Source organism: Yersinia alsatica (assembly GCF_025133195.1).
Classification (GTDB): domain Bacteria; phylum Pseudomonadota; class Gammaproteobacteria; order Enterobacterales; family Enterobacteriaceae; genus Yersinia; species Yersinia alsatica.
In genome coordinates this window covers 611,020-628,058 of sequence record NZ_CP104006.1, presented here as the reverse complement: position 1 = coordinate 628,058, position 17,039 = coordinate 611,020, and the positions used below count along the sequence as shown (strand labels likewise).

Below are 17,039 nucleotides of genomic sequence, written 5' to 3'. Positions count from 1 at the left end.
TTCAGCCAGGCTGAATAGCGAGTAGATAATTATGTGGGATGATTGCACTCACCGCCTTGATATCGATAACCAATACCATGCACAGTGCGAATCAATACAGGATTAACGGGGTCGAGCTCAATAGTTTTGCGCAGCTTGGAAATGTGCTGATCCAGTGTCCGGCTCTGCGGTAAATGGTCATATCCCCACACTGCATCAAATAGCATATCCCGAGTAACAACGCGATTTTTGTGCTGATAAAGATAGCGCAGAATATTGACTTCGCGCAGTGACAACTCAACGCGCTGCTCAGCGCGGGTCGCACACAACTCATTAGGAATCACCGTCAGATCCCCAAACGGAAAGCCAGCATCTTCTTCCGAGAGCGGCGCCTCTCGTAGGCAACGGCGGGCAATAGTCTTGATTCTGGCGCGCATCTCATGAATACCAAAGGGCTTACTGATGTAATCATCCGCCCCCAGTTCTAATCCAATCACCCGATCAATCTCTTCATCCTTGGCTGACAGAAAAACGATGGGTATCTGCCAATTGTGTTTGCGGATCTCTCGACAGACTTTGTAGCCATCAAGTTCCGGCATCATGATATCGAGAATAATAAAATCCGGCTGTTGTTGACGATATAGCGCCAGTGCCTGAACACCATTTTCTGCCGCGATAGGGTGATAGCCTTCATGCGCCAAAACCTCCATCAGGCCATTGCGAATATGGGCATTATCTTCGGCAATTAATATTTTCACTTTGATGGCTCCTTGCCTATGTTGGCTTTTTCATCCGGGGTGATGGGCAGTTTAAGGGTAAAACAGCTACCCGTTGGGCCACTGCTGACTAAAATTTCGCCCTGCAAACTTGTCGCCAGTTGTCTGGCAATGGTGAGCCCGATACCGGTGCCTGATACACCCTCGGTAATGTGGCTTTTCACTCGGTAGAAAGGTTGGAAAATGGCTTTCAGTTCTTTGGCTGCCATACCGCTGCCGTAGTCTTGTACCCGAATCAGCACCCTGTTGTCGGACTGCTCGGCAATCAACTCCACCCGCTTTCCCTGCGCCGCATATTTCTCGGCGTTGCTGAGAAAATTACTGATAATTTGCGTCAGCCGATCGACATCAGTTGTGAGGTGAATATCGCCATTAACTATCAGCACCAATTCCATATCTTTCGCGGCAAAAGCGGGCGTAAAAGCGTGGTAAATATTGTTTAGTAATGGGCGCAAGATTACAGGCTGCCAGTGTACTTTTGGCGTATTGGTAAAACTGAGGATATTTTGAATAAGGCGAGATAGCCGCTGACTCTCATTGAGGATCACCGCAAGATAGCGCTGGCTGGGGCTAGAGGGCGGGCTCTCTTCCGGCTGTAATTCCTGAAGCATTTCGGCATACAGAGTGATATTGGTTAGCGGCGTTTTTAGCTCGTGGGATACCTGTCCCACAAAACTGACCTGCTGCTGTGCGAGCCGCAACTGGCGGGTGTACTCGCGGTACAGATACAACATTGCCAACCCGATAATCACCATCAGAAGCCCCAACATCAGCCCGCCCCAGAGGTAAAGAGGAGTGCTGTTCACTGCTTTGGCATAATAGTCTATCTGCCAGGCGCTCAGTGGGTAAGGCAGGTGTTGGGAGTTCAATGCAACCCGATCACTGGCCAACGTCTGATGATCACTTTGGTAGAGTAAGCGCCCATCATCCAGCACCTGCAATGTATTCGGCGCATAGTCAAAATCCAGCGAGTTAATCACATCAGACAGTAGTTTGACGTAGGAAACCTTAAAACCAATAACATGGCTGCCCTGCTGCTGCCAATAAATAAGCAATGGATCGCTAGCGTCACGGCTAAGATACCAGCCGGAGGTTGGCTGGGTCTGTTCGTCGGTAAAATGATGGCTGTAGAGTATGCTCGGGTCCTGCATGATGGGAGTGATGGCCTGCACCCAGCTTTTTTCTTTCTCCGTCAGCGCAAGCTCGGTATTGGGGAACAAAAGCTGATTTTTCTTCAGCACGAACAGAGCATCAACACTGCTCTCCTGCGCGACCAATGCATTGAGAGTTTCGCTGTCCAAATTAATATAGGAAGCAATCGAGCTAAGGCGCACTGCATTTTGATTCAATAGGTCCAAAATAACCGTACTGACTTGCTCAGTATGGCTCTGGGCTAAACGTTGGTTTTGGTAGTGCCGTAACAGCGATTCATGGGTCAGCGTACGATAGCCAAAATAGGCAATCGCGGAAAAAATCACTAAGGTGATAAACGTAAAAAGAAACAGACTTCTCGACGATTTCATGTTCCATCCCATGGAAACGCTGAGCCAACCTACTGACTCAGCATTAAAGTTAACTGTTACTTCTGCTGCTGTTTGACATTGTAGTTCTGTTCTTTTAATTCCTTACGGTAGGTGGCAGCATCTTTACTGTCAATATCCTCCGCCAGCTTGAGCTGCTTAGTGGTGCTCTCTCTCACTTTTCTCTCGGCGACAGGGCTAGAGAATGACATAGAACCTAATGCAGCAGCATTGGATTCTAATACTTTCTTCGCCTCTTCCTTATTCCCTGCATCAATAAGCCTGATAGCTTCGTCATTGGCCAGAGCCGTTTTTTGAATCTCTGATTCCGCCAAAACTTCTTCCAAAACGGCATCACTCACCTTAGCTACCGACTTGCTATAGCTGACGATAACCCGCTCATTGACGTTATCTTGCCGCTTGCTGCTGAGGTTAAGATAACTAACACTGACGTCGGCCAGATTTTTTTTCTGATTATCACTCCCTTTCTCTGGTATCACCTCCAGCAGAATGTATTTCTCCTGATTGGAGTAAAGCTGGTTTAGCTTCACGTTAACCGTATTACCAGAGATATCGCCGTCACGGCCTAGCAGCCGGACCGGTTTCACTTGATTGTTAGTTTTAATCTGGACGATGACATCTTGTGCCACCACTGACATCACATCCTGAAACTCTTTGGTAAAAGCACTCTCCAGATCGGCGGAATTGGCCACGAAAGAGTGATTACCGTCACTGTAGCCAGCAATAGCCGTCATCAGGTCTTCGTTATAGTCCTCACCCAGACCGATAGTGGTGATAGCAATCCCCTTCTTTGCAGCCATTCGAGCCAGATCGGAGAGCTCACTGATGGAAGTTGGGCCAGTATTTGCCTGACCATCAGACAGCAGAATGATGCGGTTCACTTGCTCAGGACTCAGGTTTTTATCCACCTGACCAATGCCCTTACTGACGCCGGCAAATAAGGCCGTCATTCCCATCGGGTGGATATGCTGTTGAATCTTGGCAATCAGCGCTGGCTTATTATTGACTTTAGTTGCCGGAATAATGACTTCAGCGTTGTTGTCATAGGCCACCACCGAAAGCGTATCGCCAGCATCAAGCATATTCACCGCCAGAATTGCAGCCTCTCGGGCCTTCTCGATACGATCACCGGTCATTGAAGTAGAGCGGTCAATCACCAATGCCAGATTAATTGGACTACGACGTTTGCTGTCAAGATTAAAGCCAGTCAGAGATATTTTTAGGTAATTTTTATCTTCACTGTTGGCCAACATGACTGGCGCAGAAAGTTCTGATTTAACAGTAACGGCGGGGGTTGCCGCCTTGGCCATAACAAACAGCGGAAGCAGAAACAATACAAATAAAGTTGCTGCCTGTTTTATTCTCACGACCTGTTTTATTAACATGATAAAACCTCTTGTGCAGGACTCAGGGAGTAGTGCAGCGATTATTCATCTTATCATGCGTCGAGTTGTCTGTTTGCTGTATAAAGTTGTCAAAAGTTTGTAAAACAGAGCGATATCGCCAAAACTATCTGAAGAATCAAGTTTTGCTAATTCTTCGTTAGTTAATGTATGACCAGCCTGGGTTGCATCAATATTTAGACAAACAGCATCTTGGCCGAGGGCTTTCAGGTTAATGTCACGATAAGGATCTCATATCTCAATTGAGTCAGTTATTTAAACACAGCTTATTTATCAGAATGTATTACGGCGTAAAACTAGCAGAACGAGAAAAAGATTATTTTCACAAATAGAAAACAGGATTTTAAATATAGCAATTAACTCTGATTTATTACTACTCCCTGATTTTTATCAAGCCAATTTGTTCGAGAAATCGTTTAGTTTTACGGTACATAAAAGCCATCCTTTAGCCTATTACGCTAAAATTGCCCACATCCCATCAGCACAATATTATTAAAGTTATTTATCTAATTTAGTAAAAGCAATTATTGCTCAAATTTTTAATATTTCCTCTAAATTTTGATATATAACCGTTATTTTAGATATGTATGGTAAGTAACTATATCGATTCTTTTTATCAGTAAACAGAAAAGAGAATGGATTATGCAGATTAATAGTGCAAAACCGATCGTTAGCAGACAAACAGTAGTTAAAACATCTAAATAACATCATTTTAGGTTAAATTAACAACATAAAATACCGGATAAGCAACTAACTGTAATTTAGTCCAGTAAAAGTCTGAGTGACTATTGAAAGAGTGACTACTAAATATTAGGATTGGCACTATATGTTGTGCTTTTTAGATATTTAAGCACAATATATACCATATCAATACTTCTATTAAAAGGATTTAGCCCATGAGTAAAAATACGAAACAAACATCTGGCAAGGTAGCTTCCGTTGCTGCGAAAACTTTAAATGATCCTAACTCTTCTGCAATCCAGAAAAGCCTTGCTGGTTCTGCTCTCTCTCAACGAGGGACACCAAATCAGACAAGTGGAGAAATGGAACATAAAGCATCTGCTGCACTTGATAACCCACATTCCAGTGAATTAACCAAGCAGTTAGCAGCTTCTGTATTAGCACAAGCGAATAAAGAACGTAAATAAATACTGTTTTGGCTAAATATTAGGGGCTAACGCCCCTTTTGTGCAAGGCTGACTACCTAGCGATTCAGGAGTTGTCAGTAGAGCCTCAGGATATTTCCCCAACGCCAGCATCTTTTCTTGCCCCCTAAACAATAGGGTAGCCATCACTATCTTCAAACTTATAAGCTTTTGCCTCAGACTTAGCCGTACGAACCTTCACCCTGTACTCAATTGATGAAGATTGAATCAGATGGAAAAACGAGGGGAGTCTTGCGAGAGCGAGTTTTAGGCAAAAAAAGGCGTCCATATACGTCTATTTACATACTATACGGTGCGAAGGCCGGACTCGCCAATCAACTCTAATTTATTGAATTATAAATATATAAATTATGATCACTCTACTTTATATACTCACTTATATACTCAATAAATTTTGATTGATAACGTCAATATATCAATGAGTTAAAAGAAGATAGATTTTACAATTTTAAGTGAATTTACTAAAGAAAAATAGGTTGAGGAACAGCAGCTCAGATGAACCTTACCAACATACCCGATAGTGCTTCTCAATAATGTTGTATCACCTCTGGGGGCTTAAACGTCAGGTGGCCCTCCTCCTTCTGAAAATAACGCAGACAGTTCCTGATAAATCGCAATATAGACATAACCGTGACTGCCCAGCGTATCGGCGTCACAGACAAATTCGCCATGCCGAACCGTAATGCCTTGCTGACGGCGTGGATCCAGCGCCCCGGACAGCAGCTGCGATTCTAGTTTGGTTATCAGCGCGGGGAATACCGCATCAAGAGCCTGAGTGGCTTGAGGGGAAAAGGTGCCGACAATATTGGCTCTGTCGCTCAGAAAATGCAGATGCGTTCCTTCCTGCACCAGTCTGGCTCCCAAACGTGGCGTAATGTCACGTTTCAGGCCCCATGTTGGGGAAGTAGTCATGTGGTTATTCATGTTAACGGTCTCTGTGGAATAGGATTGAGGGATTCGGTTGGGTACAGCAACGTGGGCGGAAAATGAGCACGCCACAAGCCCGAAGCCTGGCGAGCCCGCACGATATCGCCTTTGCTTAACATCGGGTCTTGCGCCAGTGCGCTGAACCCGTTACGACCAATTCGCACTAATACATATTTATCAACCAATGCATTAATGGTATCGCCCACTGAAATCCCTTGTTCAATCTGTTGTGCAATCGCCTGTTCATCGTGATAGGGCGTATCGTTGAGGCTCAGGCCGTAGTGGTGCTCCAGCAGGAAAGCGAGCAGTTGTTGATAAATAGCAGGCACGGGTAATGCACCCGCTGTTGTGGGGTTTGGTTTCATGGGGATGTTCTCAATGTGGATAATTTGGGATTAAGTCAGGAAGATGCTAAGGGTTACCAAATCGTTTGGTTGAATGGAGCATCACCTTATATCAATCGATTAATGCAAAAATGGCATGACTTTCTGGATGATGCAGCGCGTAAGCACGCAACCGATAGAAGTGTTCGGTCATAAACTCATTTTCAGTACGGCAGGCATAGTGACTGTAGGTCATCAGGCAGGCGATGATTCCGGCTGCTTCACGACTGACGGTGGCCCCGTTGCCATTGAGTTCGTTAAACAATGCGTAGTCTTGCTCCGTACCCGGCACAATAAATGCGCCGCCGTCGCTGAGCGTATAGTAGTCCCAGAAGTCGCCGCGATAGTCGTCACACAATCGGTCCAGCCAACCAAACACCTGTGGTTCAATCAAAATCCATTGCGGTATCTCACCAAAATGGTCAGGCCAGAATTGAATACGCTGAGAATCGGTAACCGGCGTGGCGGTTAGTGTGTCCATCTGAGTTGTCGTTGGGATATTCATGAGTAATGTCCTTCTTTAATAAAGATAAATAGCAAAACAGGCCCTCCGGGAAAACCGGGGAGCCTGTTTATTTAATGGGTTAAGAATTTGATTCAATATTTAAAGTCGTGAGTGAAGATAGGACGCGGTGAGAGGCAGGACCTCTTAGATTAAAAACCCGTTATCGTCGGGATAACGGGCGGTGGTTTTCCCTGAACATTGGCATAACGCCTGTCCCTGACTGCTGTTTTGAATACATTTTGCTGACAGGTAACCCTATCAATTTTATCGATGGGTAAAGAGAAAAGATAATGGGTTGTGCAGATCAATAACACGAAACCGATCGTTGAAATCGATCGTCACTGGAGGTGTGAAACAACATCAGAGCACAGCCTGCTTAAGCTGTTCAGCCATGACCCACAGTGCCCGATTGAGTTTGATGTCACCATCAATACCACTGATAGCACGGGTTCGGGCGCGTTTTCCTCCGGTGCTCTTACCCAATAGCCCGCCTTTGGTCAGATTCTCCTGCACACGCTGAAATGTTGTCCAGAGGTCATCTTTCTTATCTTCCCAGCGACGAGGAATCAGGATTTGCGACTCCGTGACTGGATGGTGTTCTTCGCCGTAACGGTAGGTCAATGCAGCATGGGCCAGTGCATGTTGGTGCTCCGCTGACAGCGTTAATGACTGCATGCTTTCACGACTTTCTTCTATCTGGTCAAATATCCCCAGTACTTCGTAGGCACCTTCAATCACCTTTTCCACCACATCCCCTTTATGCGGTACACGAATTTCGCCAAAACTCTGACCACAAACCAGTCCGTTGCTACAAATTTCACGGAACATACCCGGCAGCATTTGATAACTACTGGAGCCATCATGGCTGTTGAGCAGAACAATCTCCTGCACTTCTCTCTGCGTGATTTGCCCTGTTCGGCGTAACCGCACCATATGCTTGGTATGCTCACGTTTATCCAGATCGCGTACTCGGGTTTGGCAGGCAAAGAACGGCACAAATCCTTCTTCGCGCAATTTATCCAACAAGGTAATAGTGGGAATATAGGTATACGTGCGACATGAAGTCGTTCGAAGAATTACTCTACCCGCAAAGTATCGCGGTGATAAAGCCCGCTGTTCCGTCAGCGGTAGCCTACTGATCCAGGCTCGATGGGTAACTGTTGGGTCTGAAGCGATCGGGACAATGTAGCAGGGGCTGCAAGTACCAATGCGGCTCAGGCGCTAGGCTTGATGGTACGGTTAACACAAGTGAACTGCTGATAAACGTCGTCAACATTAAGCAGCCAAAGGTACTGAAAGGCTGTAGCCAAAAGGCACAGTAGCTGGATATTCCTTTTTATACTGGGGATACGCGGACAACAGAGCTACCGGCGGAGAAGCAGAACCTAACCCATCATGTTCTTCGAACGGAACATGGTAAATCCGTATCGCCGCCCGGTTGGGCAGGGGCCTCGTAAGGGAAACCGTTGGTGGTGCGGATAGAGGAGGACTGAGAAAGCGAAGGCCATTCTGTAATGGAATGGATAGAGGTTGCGTCGATAGGCAACATTACCTCACGCGAAAGCGGGCAAACTTCAGTCTGGTCTTTCATCACGAGAGAGTCTGGCGAACCTTTAAAGGAGGGAAAGCAAATGACGGTGCAGCTAAATAGCTCTGGTGCACTCTCCGATCAGGCGACGCACTGGCACAGTATTGACTGGGCAAGATGCCACCGCGAGGTCAGAAGGCTTCAGGCACGTATCGTGAAGGCAACACAGGAAGGCAGACATGGCAGAGTGAAAGCACTGCAATGGCTGCTCACCCACTCGTTCAGCGGCAAAGCTCTCGCCGTTAAGCGAGTGACAGAGAATCGCGGCAAACGAACTTCTGGCGTGGATGGGATTACGTGGTCTACGCCGAAGATCAAGCTCAAAGCAGTATTATCACTCAGGCGAAGGGGCTATTGTCCTCAGCCACTGAGGCGGATTTACATCCCAAAAGCCAACGGGAAGCAGCGTGCACTGGGCATTCCCTGCATGATCGACCGGGCGCAGCAGGCACTGCATTTGCTCGCTTTGGAACCGATAGCCGAAACAACCGCAGACCCGAACTCATATGGGTTCAGGTCTGTCCGATCAACGGCTGATGCAATTGAACAGTGCTTCAAGGCTCTTTCACACACCGATTGTGCGGAATGGATCCTTGAAGCTGACATCCGTAGCTGCTTTGACGAAATATCGCACGACTGGCTGGTCGCCAATATCCCGATGGACAAGGCGATCTTGCGAATGTGGCTGAAAGCTGGCTACTTTCACCATAATGTCCTTTATCCAACAGCGGCGGGCACACCCCAAGGGGGGATCATATCGCCAACGTTGATGAATATGACTCTTGATGGATTAGAACACTTGCTGCGACTTAAATATCGCAGGAGTACCCGCAATCCGTCGAAGGTCAATATCGTTCGATATGCGGACGACTTCATCATAACCGGTGTGACACGTGAAATGCTGGCAGAAGAAGTTATCCCTATGGTCGAGCAGTTTTTGGCGGAGCGAGGTCTCTCGATGTCGCCAGAAAAGACCAGGCTCACACATATCAGCGATGGATTCGACTTCCTCGGCATGAACGTACGCAAATATGGGGGCAAACTGTTAATCAAGCCAGCTCCTGTAAGTGTCCAACGTTTTCTGCGCAAAGTAAGGGGAGTGATTAAGGGTAATGCAATGGTGCGACACGACACACTGATAAAGAAACTCAACCCGATTTTACGTGGATGGGCAAATTACTATCGGCATGTTGTGGCGAAACAAACATTAAGTAAGGTCAGTTGCGCGATATGGCATAGCCTGTGGCGCTGGGTAAAACGTCGGCATCCCCACAAGGGAACTGGATGGATTAGGAGGAAGTACTTCCGAATCATTGGATCCCGGCACTGGGTCTTTGCCACGGAAACCGGCAGAATACTCCAAACTGGAGTCCCCGAGCTTCTGGAGCTTTACAACATTGACAGTACGCCGATCAGGCGGCACAGGAAAATCCGTTCTGATGCCAATCCATTTGATCCTAAATGGGAAATCTACTTCGAAGAGCGATTGACCCTTGCAATGCAGAGGTCAATCAAGGGGCGAACCCGGCTGATTCGAATATGGTTGGCTCAGGAACGAAATTGCCCTGTCTGCCGACAGATGATCGGAGAATCTACTGGATGGCGTCTCTACCACGTGGAACGAAAGATCAACGGTGGGCGAGATACCAACAGTAATCTGATGATGTTGCATCCGGACTGCTACCAGATAGCACGCGCTCGTAGATTCAAAGTTGTGAAACCGGCTCCTTCAATGGGGCTTTGAAAGGCTTGAGCCGTGTGCGGGGAAACTCGCAAGCACGGTTCTTAGGGGAGGATGCGGTGGTAACACCGTGTCCTTACCCGACCGCGCACTGCGGGAGGCATGCTTGTCTTCGCCAAATACACTGGGGACATAGTAGGCCAGTTCATCATGGGTCAGGGGGCGGTCGCGGCGAACGGAGTTCACCCGGCCAAAGCGGGACGCTAAACGGGTCATGATTCATTCCTTAACAAAAAGTGGGCATAAAAAAGCCACCCCGAAGGATGGCCCTGATTGAATGACAAAATTGTTTACGGTATCGCGGGAGGTAAAACCGGTTGGGCAATGTGTTCCTTATCAGGCAACGCTGCGGGCTCTTCAGCCCGGCTTCTTTCATCCCGATAAAGCTGCAGTTTCACCAGAAGCGGTGTCTTACGCGACTGCAGGTAGCTCAAACACCATTCCCGCTTCACTACCATTCTCACCGCTGCGGGTAAAAGCTCATAGGCTTTGCTGAAAACAGATTCAACGAAAGTATCGTCGTTTAACTTATCTTCAGCGATATTCAACAGCCCATTGATAACGATATTTTCAAGCAACGGTTTATATTTTGATAAGCGAGAAACCGACTGTTCAACAGAGCTGTCCAGCGCAGGCTCTTCAACTGTTTCAATTGGTATATCGACAGGAGACGTCTTTCGGGCAAAGCTTAATTTATCTTTCAGCCTGCCGAGTTTCCCTTTGGTATTTTCAGGCATATGACTATTATCCTCCAGGCCAGCAGGTCGGGTGTTCAGGTAAGCGTGGCAAGTTTTTTGACAATCCGGATTAGGTGTAACGTCGTGAGCGCTGCCCCCATACTTTTGATTGTTATAGAGTCGCTGCGCATTAAAGTGATCCCTGTAACGACCAACACAACAGGCCAGGTAACATCCGGCATTTCAGGTTTGCAGGTGTCTTTCGGCATAAAGAGTTCCTTTCTATATACTGCTCTGCGGATTGAGGCATTGTTTCCAGGAGATCCCCTTTAACAGTTCAGATAAGCCATGACTGGAAAAACTCCCGTATTCATGACCCATTTGTAATACAACGATTTTACTGCTGGGTGGAAGGTGGCTGAGTGATTCAAAGAATATCTGGTCCGGGCTAAATTCATCTGCTCCGACCTTCAGACTCAGCGGTGACATAGGACCTGAAGACGTCCAGTGACCTTCTGTTCCATATCGGACTGCAAAATCACCATTTTCACCACAGGCTAATTCAAGTTGTGTACCGGATTCATTTTCTGTCGTGAATATTATTGAGCTTTCATTGCGGGCCATTTTCCAGGCACTACTTTGTGTCGATGTGATGGAAGGCTGATTATTAGTGGGATCCTCAATGTCCACGGCATCAAAACTATCGCCACCTTTAAAACGAATTAAAGTCGTACCGCGATAGGTCAGCGTGGCAGGCCATTGCACTCGCCAGCCAGTACCTGCTTCCGCATAATCAATTTCATAAGATCTGATACCCTCGCGATCCATACCTTTCCCTGTAACCACTTCAATCACTGAGCCACATTGAGGAGGAGATTGCTTATATTTGTTGATGATTGCGCAGCCATTGGCTTTCAGGTCAGCAACGACTTTGCTCACAATTGCCGGATCAGTTTCCTTTGGTGCCGGTTCGGGAAGAGCTTGTGGTTTTGGCGGATGTACTGGAACGAAATTAACAGAATCATCTCGCACAGTGGGATCGTCGTTCTGCAGAGTCAGATAGACAGGGCAATCATTGTCACCCACACGGCAAGACTTGGCTATTGCACTGCGCAACGGCCACCCGTTGAAGCCAATGTATTCGGCACCCACTTCATCCTTACACCAGGTTCTTTCCATTGTGATATGACGGCTAGCGTGTGGGACCGTGACAGTGGACATCAGACAAGTCACTGCTTTTACAGGTTGATCGTCGTCACGTACCGTCGATTTCTGGATACTCTCAGGGACAAACGATGCAATTCCGACCGAGTCATATCCTTCTTTCTGCAAATTACTCATGTTCAGGGCATCCTGCATATTACCAGGACGAACCTTGCCAATAGCGCTGACCATCTTATTATTTAAACGCTTTAAATTGTCACCGCCTTTATCATTGAGAAAAAAGGTATAGCGTTCAGGATGAATTTCCCCATAGACATCCAGCGCTGAAGATACGGCTGGAATAAGCAACGTTACGCTGCTGAGTGATAACATAATGAATCTACGCATGAGATTTCCTTTCAATTAATTAATTAATGGCTGGTGCAATCCTGCCAGGTGATGTCCTGCAGAGCCTCTTTCAGGCCCTGAGCACTGAAGGGGGCTGATTCTCCGCTCTGACGCGAGGAGAAAGTGATATTGTCTTTTGCACTGCTGTATTTGAGTGCGGAAAAGGCTGAACTGTTCAGGCTGTACGCCTTCTTGCCTATTAGCAATTGGACATCATTAAGGCCTTCGCTATTGACACGGTAATGTCCTTTCGTATCTTCATAAGTCACTGCCAATTGACTATCACTGCAACGCAGCGTCAGGGTTTCTCCTGCTTTATTGTTCGTGTTCAACGCAAACTCCATGACATCGATATTGCCGTACCATTTCCCCCACTGCTGCTCCCCGACGACGGCTTGTGTTGTTGCGCTAAAGAGCGTCATCCCTGCCAATAGCAGCCCGGTGAGTATAGTTTTAGTCATTGAGTCTCCTTAAAACCCCATTTAATGGGAGCATGTTGTCGATAGGCTCGATGGCCTAATGTAATGAAAATCAGAGTATTCTTTTGATAGATACAGAGAATGCTTCTGTGCAATCGTATTCATTTTTCGGGAGATGGGATAATCGTTAGTGCAGATCAATAAGCTGAAACCGATCGTTATAATCTATCGATATTGACGATCGATTTATTTTTATTGATTGTTAATACCTATTAATTGGGGTGTTTCGATCGGTGTGGCAGATCAATAATTTCAGAATGACGATGTGAAATATCTAAGAGGAATACTTTCAACTTAGTGATATAGGTCTGAAAATTAATGGGATAGGTTAAAAGAAGAAAATATATCCAGAGCAGAGAAGTGCATTGAAGAAACTGAATAAAAAAGAGGAGTAATAGATCCATTACTCCTCTCTTGCTTATCTATCAAAACCAGGAGATATAACCTTTAGGTTCAAGGTTAGCATCAATAAGCTCCTTTTCTGACGAAATAGAATCATCTCGCTCAGCAACTTTCGTTATAATTTCTTTGGCCTGTGTTATTTTCTCATCCTGCTCGCTAGTCTGTTTTTCTGGTTCAGAAGAAATTACCTCTTCAACATCTGATGTAATGATTTTTTCTTTTAAAATATTTTTTGTTTTATTCTTATTTTTCTTGACAGATTTTCGATGGGATAATGACTCCCATGCTTTTGTGAATCTTGCGAGAAAATTTGGGTCTTTATGGTACAAGAAAATATAGATGCAGTTTAGCGTCAGATATTTTTCAGTAGTATTAACAGGTCTGAAAAGACTCAGGAATGAGGGGGAATACATCGGCGCATCTCTCAGCGGCAAAGGGGATATAGCGACTGATGCTCCAATTTGCGAAAGGGGTGTAGTGACTTGCACTCCAAATTGCATGGGGGATATAACGACTGACGCTACAATTTGTGACAGTGCCGTAGGGCGAAAATTAGATAATTCTAAAGCATCCTCTTTGGCGTTAATATTATTTAAAGATTCATTGCTATTGACTTCATTTTTCTCCGCTTCTTCTGCCACACGCTTATCTATTCTTTTCTTCGTTCCTTCTACAACCTTTCTTTTATCTTTATTGATATAATCCCATGCCCAGTCGCATTTTTTCTTATCCTTTTCAGTCAAAGGAAGATTGTTCCTGAAATAGGATCGAGCGTACCACTCATTCCGGATAAAAGACATTAAGTTTATTTTATTGATGAGAGGAATATCAATCCTGTCAAAAAAATCAACAATAGACTGCACTCGTTCCTGATGACTGACAGGATAAAGAGGAAGGTCAAAATAATTATAAGGGGTATTCGTGTTTATTACAGGTTCGTTAGGAATAATTGGATTTAGCAACGCTCTATTTCTCTTACTGAAACATCTCACGAATGTCCAGGTGAAATAGCAACTTTCCTGACACTTTTTGAACCAGCTAAATTCCCTTGAAGGTAAAAAACACTCTTTTTTCCTTTTCATTCTGAACATATAGGAATTTAAAATATCTGGATTGTACAGCTCGAAAAATGCTTCATTTATTGCATGCGTAGTAACATTAATATCTCCACCATACATTTGATTAGCATTATAATTCCTTACCAAAGAGATTGTCTGGAAATTTAAAGTTGCAGCGTCATCTTTATTTAACCATAAAAACAGTCTGATATCTCTTTCTGTTTTTAATTCTATTATGGCCTTTTCCTTCATTATTTACCCCCATTTAGGTGAGACCTGCTTTATTACCCAATCACCCTGCCATGACCACAGCACGCGAGTTAAGGTGTAGAGTAAATCATAGTGACCAGCGTAGCAATATTCGTAGGGTAAATCGTAGGGATAAAAACACCTATGCACACCATAATTTCTGACTTTTTACAGGAAAATACCTCTCAAGAAGTACTCACTGAATCAGCATCTGTAGTACATGAAATGTTGAAGCGGAAACCAACTTTTCGAAACGAACAATCCGGACATATGCACTCAAACCCACCGCCTGCCCGTTGCTTCATTTATTCCTCAGTTCAATATAAATGTAAAACTAAACATATTCAACCCATGACATGAAAGGATGCCGTCGGCGTCCTCCTGAATTACACTGGGGACCTCTCATGAGCATGATTGATATTCATAACGACAAAATGGTCGACATGGCTTTTATCGTTAACTTCACTGGCATGTCTGATAAGTGGTTTTATAAACTCATCCAGGATAGCAAGTTCCCTGCACCTATTAAAATGGGGCGTAGTTCTCGCTGGCTGGAAAGTGAAGTAGTAAACTGGTTTAAAGAAAGAATTAACGAATCCCGTGTTGAATAAACTTACTCTTTATATCCTGCAGTAATAGTCACTAACTTTATACATACCTTTTAGTCTCTCAAGCCTTTCTCTTCCGGGATAAATACCTTATTTCAATTGAGGCTCTTATTTTATTGGTATTATCATTATTCATAATTGACATCATAGTAGGATTATAATTACACATTACTATTGTTATCACTATTTATTTCATAGTGGCAATAGCGATTAACCTATTAGTTCAATCGTTACTTAACCGTTCAGTTAAATTACCAGCAAAACAATATAAAGATGCAAGTGTGTATAAATACGTATAATCCTTACCACAATCACCCAGGTGTATTGTGGCTATATCACGGATATAAAAAGCATGAGTAAATCAAAAGATATATTCCTAAACTGCTCTGAGTTCCATAATGAAAAAAACTCAACGGTAGTCTCCTTAACAGATAACAGCATTAACATTGAAAAGCTCCATCACGTATATACGTTACTAAAAACGATAATACGTAAGAAGACGTTGCCCTTTAAAATATTGCTTAATAACTCGAATTATAAAAAAACCAATCATGCTATCGATGTATTGGATGTTATGCGCCTGCTTGACCAGATACCTGATACGTTCCTGCAGTTTCGTAAACTTCATCCATTAATCACCTGTTTCCAACAAGTACGTAAACAGTATGATTTTTATTGCAGAGTTTACAATGGCGTGATGATCAATTCAGATACGACTAATACCGCTATCATGCTGAATAAGCTGGTAACCGAATATCGTGATGAAGTGAGTAAGTCTGCTTTCAGGCAAGATCTCAGGAAATACCAGAGAAATTCAATTAAGAATCTGAAGGGAGTAACGAATTATATTCAGCATCTTTTTAATCAACATGCACGGTTGCTGGTTATTCGTCTGGATCTGTCATGGGCAAAAATACATTCAGGCAGTATTACGCCAGAAATAGCAAAGCAACAACGTCAGCAGTTGCTTCGCAATATGAAAAGAAAGCGATTATTCAAAAATGTACTGGGAATGGTATGGAAACTGGAATATGGGCCAGACAGAGGTTTCCATTATCACACCCTGTTCTTCCTTGATGGTAATAAAGCTCGGCAAGATATCAGTATCTGTAAACAGTTTGGTGAGTATTGGACGTCGGTTATTACAGAAGGCAAAGGCACCTACTTCAACTGTAATGCGCAGCCTGAACGTTATGTGAAGCCAGGCACAGGGATGGTGAAGCATGACGATATTGATAAGCAGGAAGGACTACAGCGCGCAGTGGGATATCTGACCAAGATAGATACGTTCGCTCGTCTGGCATTACCTAGCAACATGCGAACCTTTGGCAGAGGTGAAGTGAAAGCACTCAACAAAACTACCAGGCCCGGCAGGAAGCGTGCTCAATCTTCGTAATACCTCTACAGACCACACCCCCCCACATACCAACATGATGCCTGCGGTTCTCGTGGGCATTTTTCATTCAATGACGGAGTTCATCATGTCTGAATTTGTATTTGCGCCACACGCCATCACGCGCCACGGAGAATGGGTTACCCCCTTAACCGCAGCGCAGGAAGATTACGATATTCTGTTTTGTGAATATTGCAGACTGAAAATAAGCGTTGTTATTGATGAGCTTACCGGTATGAAAAGTTTTGTTCATACACCTGGCAGTTTGGACGGTGTAAAGCGGCTGGTTACCTGTCGCTTCAGTTCTGCAAATGACCGTCAGAAATCGAAAGCTGAGGGAAATTCCCAGGAAACCGAGTGGGGGATAATCAAACCCCGTCGACTTCCCTGTAATACCCTCAAACGACGCTGGAAATGCTGCTGGTGCAATCATCACTGGCACGGGACCAAGCAGTGCCCCAAGTGCCAAAATTGGTTGTACGCGTTACCTGCGTGATGAGCGTTGGCCTTAAGCCGCTTTGCGTGAACTGGTGACGACTAGTAACTGCCAAAATGACATTAACATCTAGAAATATAATGAGTTGTATTGACCAAATATTCTTGGATAACATCT

At 44.9% G+C, this 17,039-nt stretch carries 16 protein-coding genes and 2 pseudogenes; 5 read left to right on the top strand and 13 right to left on the bottom strand.

Annotation, left to right across the window (positions count from 1 at the left end; translation table 11 throughout):
* Positions 1-29: 29 nt before the first annotated feature.
* Genes N0H69_RS02800 through N0H69_RS02790 form a run of 3 tightly spaced genes read right to left on the bottom strand, consistent with a single transcriptional unit; the run spans position 30 to position 3,681 of the window.
* Complete coding sequence (locus tag N0H69_RS02800; protein WP_050150416.1) at positions 30-737, bottom strand: response regulator transcription factor; 708 nt, start codon at positions 735-737, stop codon at positions 30-32.
* Positions 734-2,278: a sensor histidine kinase gene (locus tag N0H69_RS02795; protein WP_050296569.1), complete on the bottom strand. Its 1,545-nt coding sequence runs from the start codon at positions 2,276-2,278 to the stop codon at positions 734-736. Before N0H69_RS02795 ends, N0H69_RS02800 begins: the two co-directional genes overlap by 4 nt.
* A gap of 56 nt (positions 2,279-2,334) precedes the next feature.
* On the bottom strand, positions 2,335-3,681 hold the full coding sequence (locus N0H69_RS02790; protein ID WP_145573908.1) for a vWA domain-containing protein: 1,347 nt from the start codon (positions 3,679-3,681) through the stop codon (positions 2,335-2,337).
* A gap of 914 nt (positions 3,682-4,595) precedes the next feature.
* Between N0H69_RS02790 and N0H69_RS02785 the strand changes: the two genes are divergently transcribed.
* Positions 4,596-4,847 carry a hypothetical protein gene (locus N0H69_RS02785; RefSeq protein WP_050109574.1) on the top strand — a complete coding sequence of 84 codons (252 nt, stop codon included), beginning with the start codon at positions 4,596-4,598 and terminating at the stop codon, positions 4,845-4,847.
* Positions 4,848-5,420: 573 nt separating this feature from the next.
* Here N0H69_RS02785 and N0H69_RS02780 read toward each other — a convergent pair.
* From N0H69_RS02780 to N0H69_RS02765, 4 genes and pseudogenes are all read right to left on the bottom strand, one after another.
* On the bottom strand, positions 5,421-5,777 hold the full coding sequence (locus N0H69_RS02780) for a type IV toxin-antitoxin system YeeU family antitoxin (protein WP_374757589.1): 357 nt from the start codon (positions 5,775-5,777) through the stop codon (positions 5,421-5,423).
* Positions 5,778-5,785: 8 nt separating this feature from the next.
* The gene (locus tag N0H69_RS02775; protein WP_049599928.1) at positions 5,786-6,157 is read right to left on the bottom strand and encodes a TA system toxin CbtA family protein; all 372 of its coding nucleotides are present in this window, start codon (positions 6,155-6,157) and stop codon (positions 5,786-5,788) included.
* Positions 6,158-6,248: 91 nt separating this feature from the next.
* A complete protein-coding gene (locus N0H69_RS02770) occupies positions 6,249-6,680 on the bottom strand; it encodes an antirestriction protein (RefSeq protein WP_049599931.1) in 432 nt (143 codons plus the stop codon).
* 360 nt (positions 6,681-7,040) lie between these two features.
* A pseudogene (locus N0H69_RS02765) lies at positions 7,041-7,730 on the bottom strand (DUF932 domain-containing protein); the annotation flags it as partial.
* Between the two features lie 581 nt (positions 7,731-8,311).
* On the opposite strand from N0H69_RS02765, the gene ltrA reads away from it, so the two are divergent.
* Positions 8,312-10,012, top strand: coding sequence for a group II intron reverse transcriptase/maturase (gene ltrA, locus N0H69_RS02760; protein ID WP_049600104.1), 1,701 nt, complete (start codon positions 8,312-8,314; stop codon positions 10,010-10,012).
* 81 nt (positions 10,013-10,093) lie between these two features.
* Here ltrA and N0H69_RS02755 read toward each other — a convergent pair.
* The 6 genes and pseudogenes from N0H69_RS02755 to N0H69_RS02730 all read right to left on the bottom strand — a co-directional run.
* A pseudogene (locus N0H69_RS02755) lies at positions 10,094-10,225 on the bottom strand (DUF932 domain-containing protein); the annotation flags it as partial.
* A gap of 74 nt (positions 10,226-10,299) precedes the next feature.
* Complete coding sequence (locus N0H69_RS02750; RefSeq protein ID WP_049599936.1) at positions 10,300-10,746, bottom strand: hypothetical protein; 447 nt, start codon at positions 10,744-10,746, stop codon at positions 10,300-10,302.
* A 35-nt stretch (positions 10,747-10,781) separates the two neighbouring features.
* Positions 10,782-10,955, bottom strand: coding sequence for a hypothetical protein (locus tag N0H69_RS02745; RefSeq protein ID WP_196299377.1), 174 nt, complete (start codon positions 10,953-10,955; stop codon positions 10,782-10,784).
* Between the two features lie 13 nt (positions 10,956-10,968).
* Entirely contained in the window at positions 10,969-12,237 is a 1,269-nt protein-coding gene (locus N0H69_RS02740; protein ID WP_259705571.1) for a hypothetical protein, read from the bottom strand.
* Between the two features lie 23 nt (positions 12,238-12,260).
* A complete protein-coding gene (locus N0H69_RS02735) occupies positions 12,261-12,698 on the bottom strand; it encodes a hypothetical protein (RefSeq protein ID WP_049599941.1) in 438 nt (145 codons plus the stop codon).
* Positions 12,699-13,141: 443 nt separating this feature from the next.
* Positions 13,142-14,428 carry a hypothetical protein gene (locus N0H69_RS02730; RefSeq protein WP_049599944.1) on the bottom strand — a complete coding sequence of 429 codons (1,287 nt, stop codon included), beginning with the start codon at positions 14,426-14,428 and terminating at the stop codon, positions 13,142-13,144.
* A 401-nt stretch (positions 14,429-14,829) separates the two neighbouring features.
* Here N0H69_RS02730 and N0H69_RS02725 point away from each other — a divergent pair, with 401 nt between their 5' ends.
* The 3 genes from N0H69_RS02725 to N0H69_RS02715 all read left to right on the top strand — a co-directional run bounded on the left by N0H69_RS02725 (position 14,830) and on the right by N0H69_RS02715 (position 16,922).
* A complete protein-coding gene (locus N0H69_RS02725) occupies positions 14,830-15,036 on the top strand; it encodes a helix-turn-helix transcriptional regulator (RefSeq protein ID WP_049599947.1) in 207 nt (68 codons plus the stop codon).
* Between the two features lie 349 nt (positions 15,037-15,385).
* Positions 15,386-16,429, top strand: a complete 1,044-nt coding sequence (locus tag N0H69_RS02720; RefSeq protein WP_049599950.1) for a YagK/YfjJ domain-containing protein — start codon at positions 15,386-15,388, stop codon at positions 16,427-16,429.
* Between the two features lie 85 nt (positions 16,430-16,514).
* Entirely contained in the window at positions 16,515-16,922 is a 408-nt protein-coding gene (locus tag N0H69_RS02715; RefSeq protein ID WP_049599953.1) for a hypothetical protein, read from the top strand.
* The last annotated feature ends 117 nt before the right edge of the window (positions 16,923-17,039 follow it).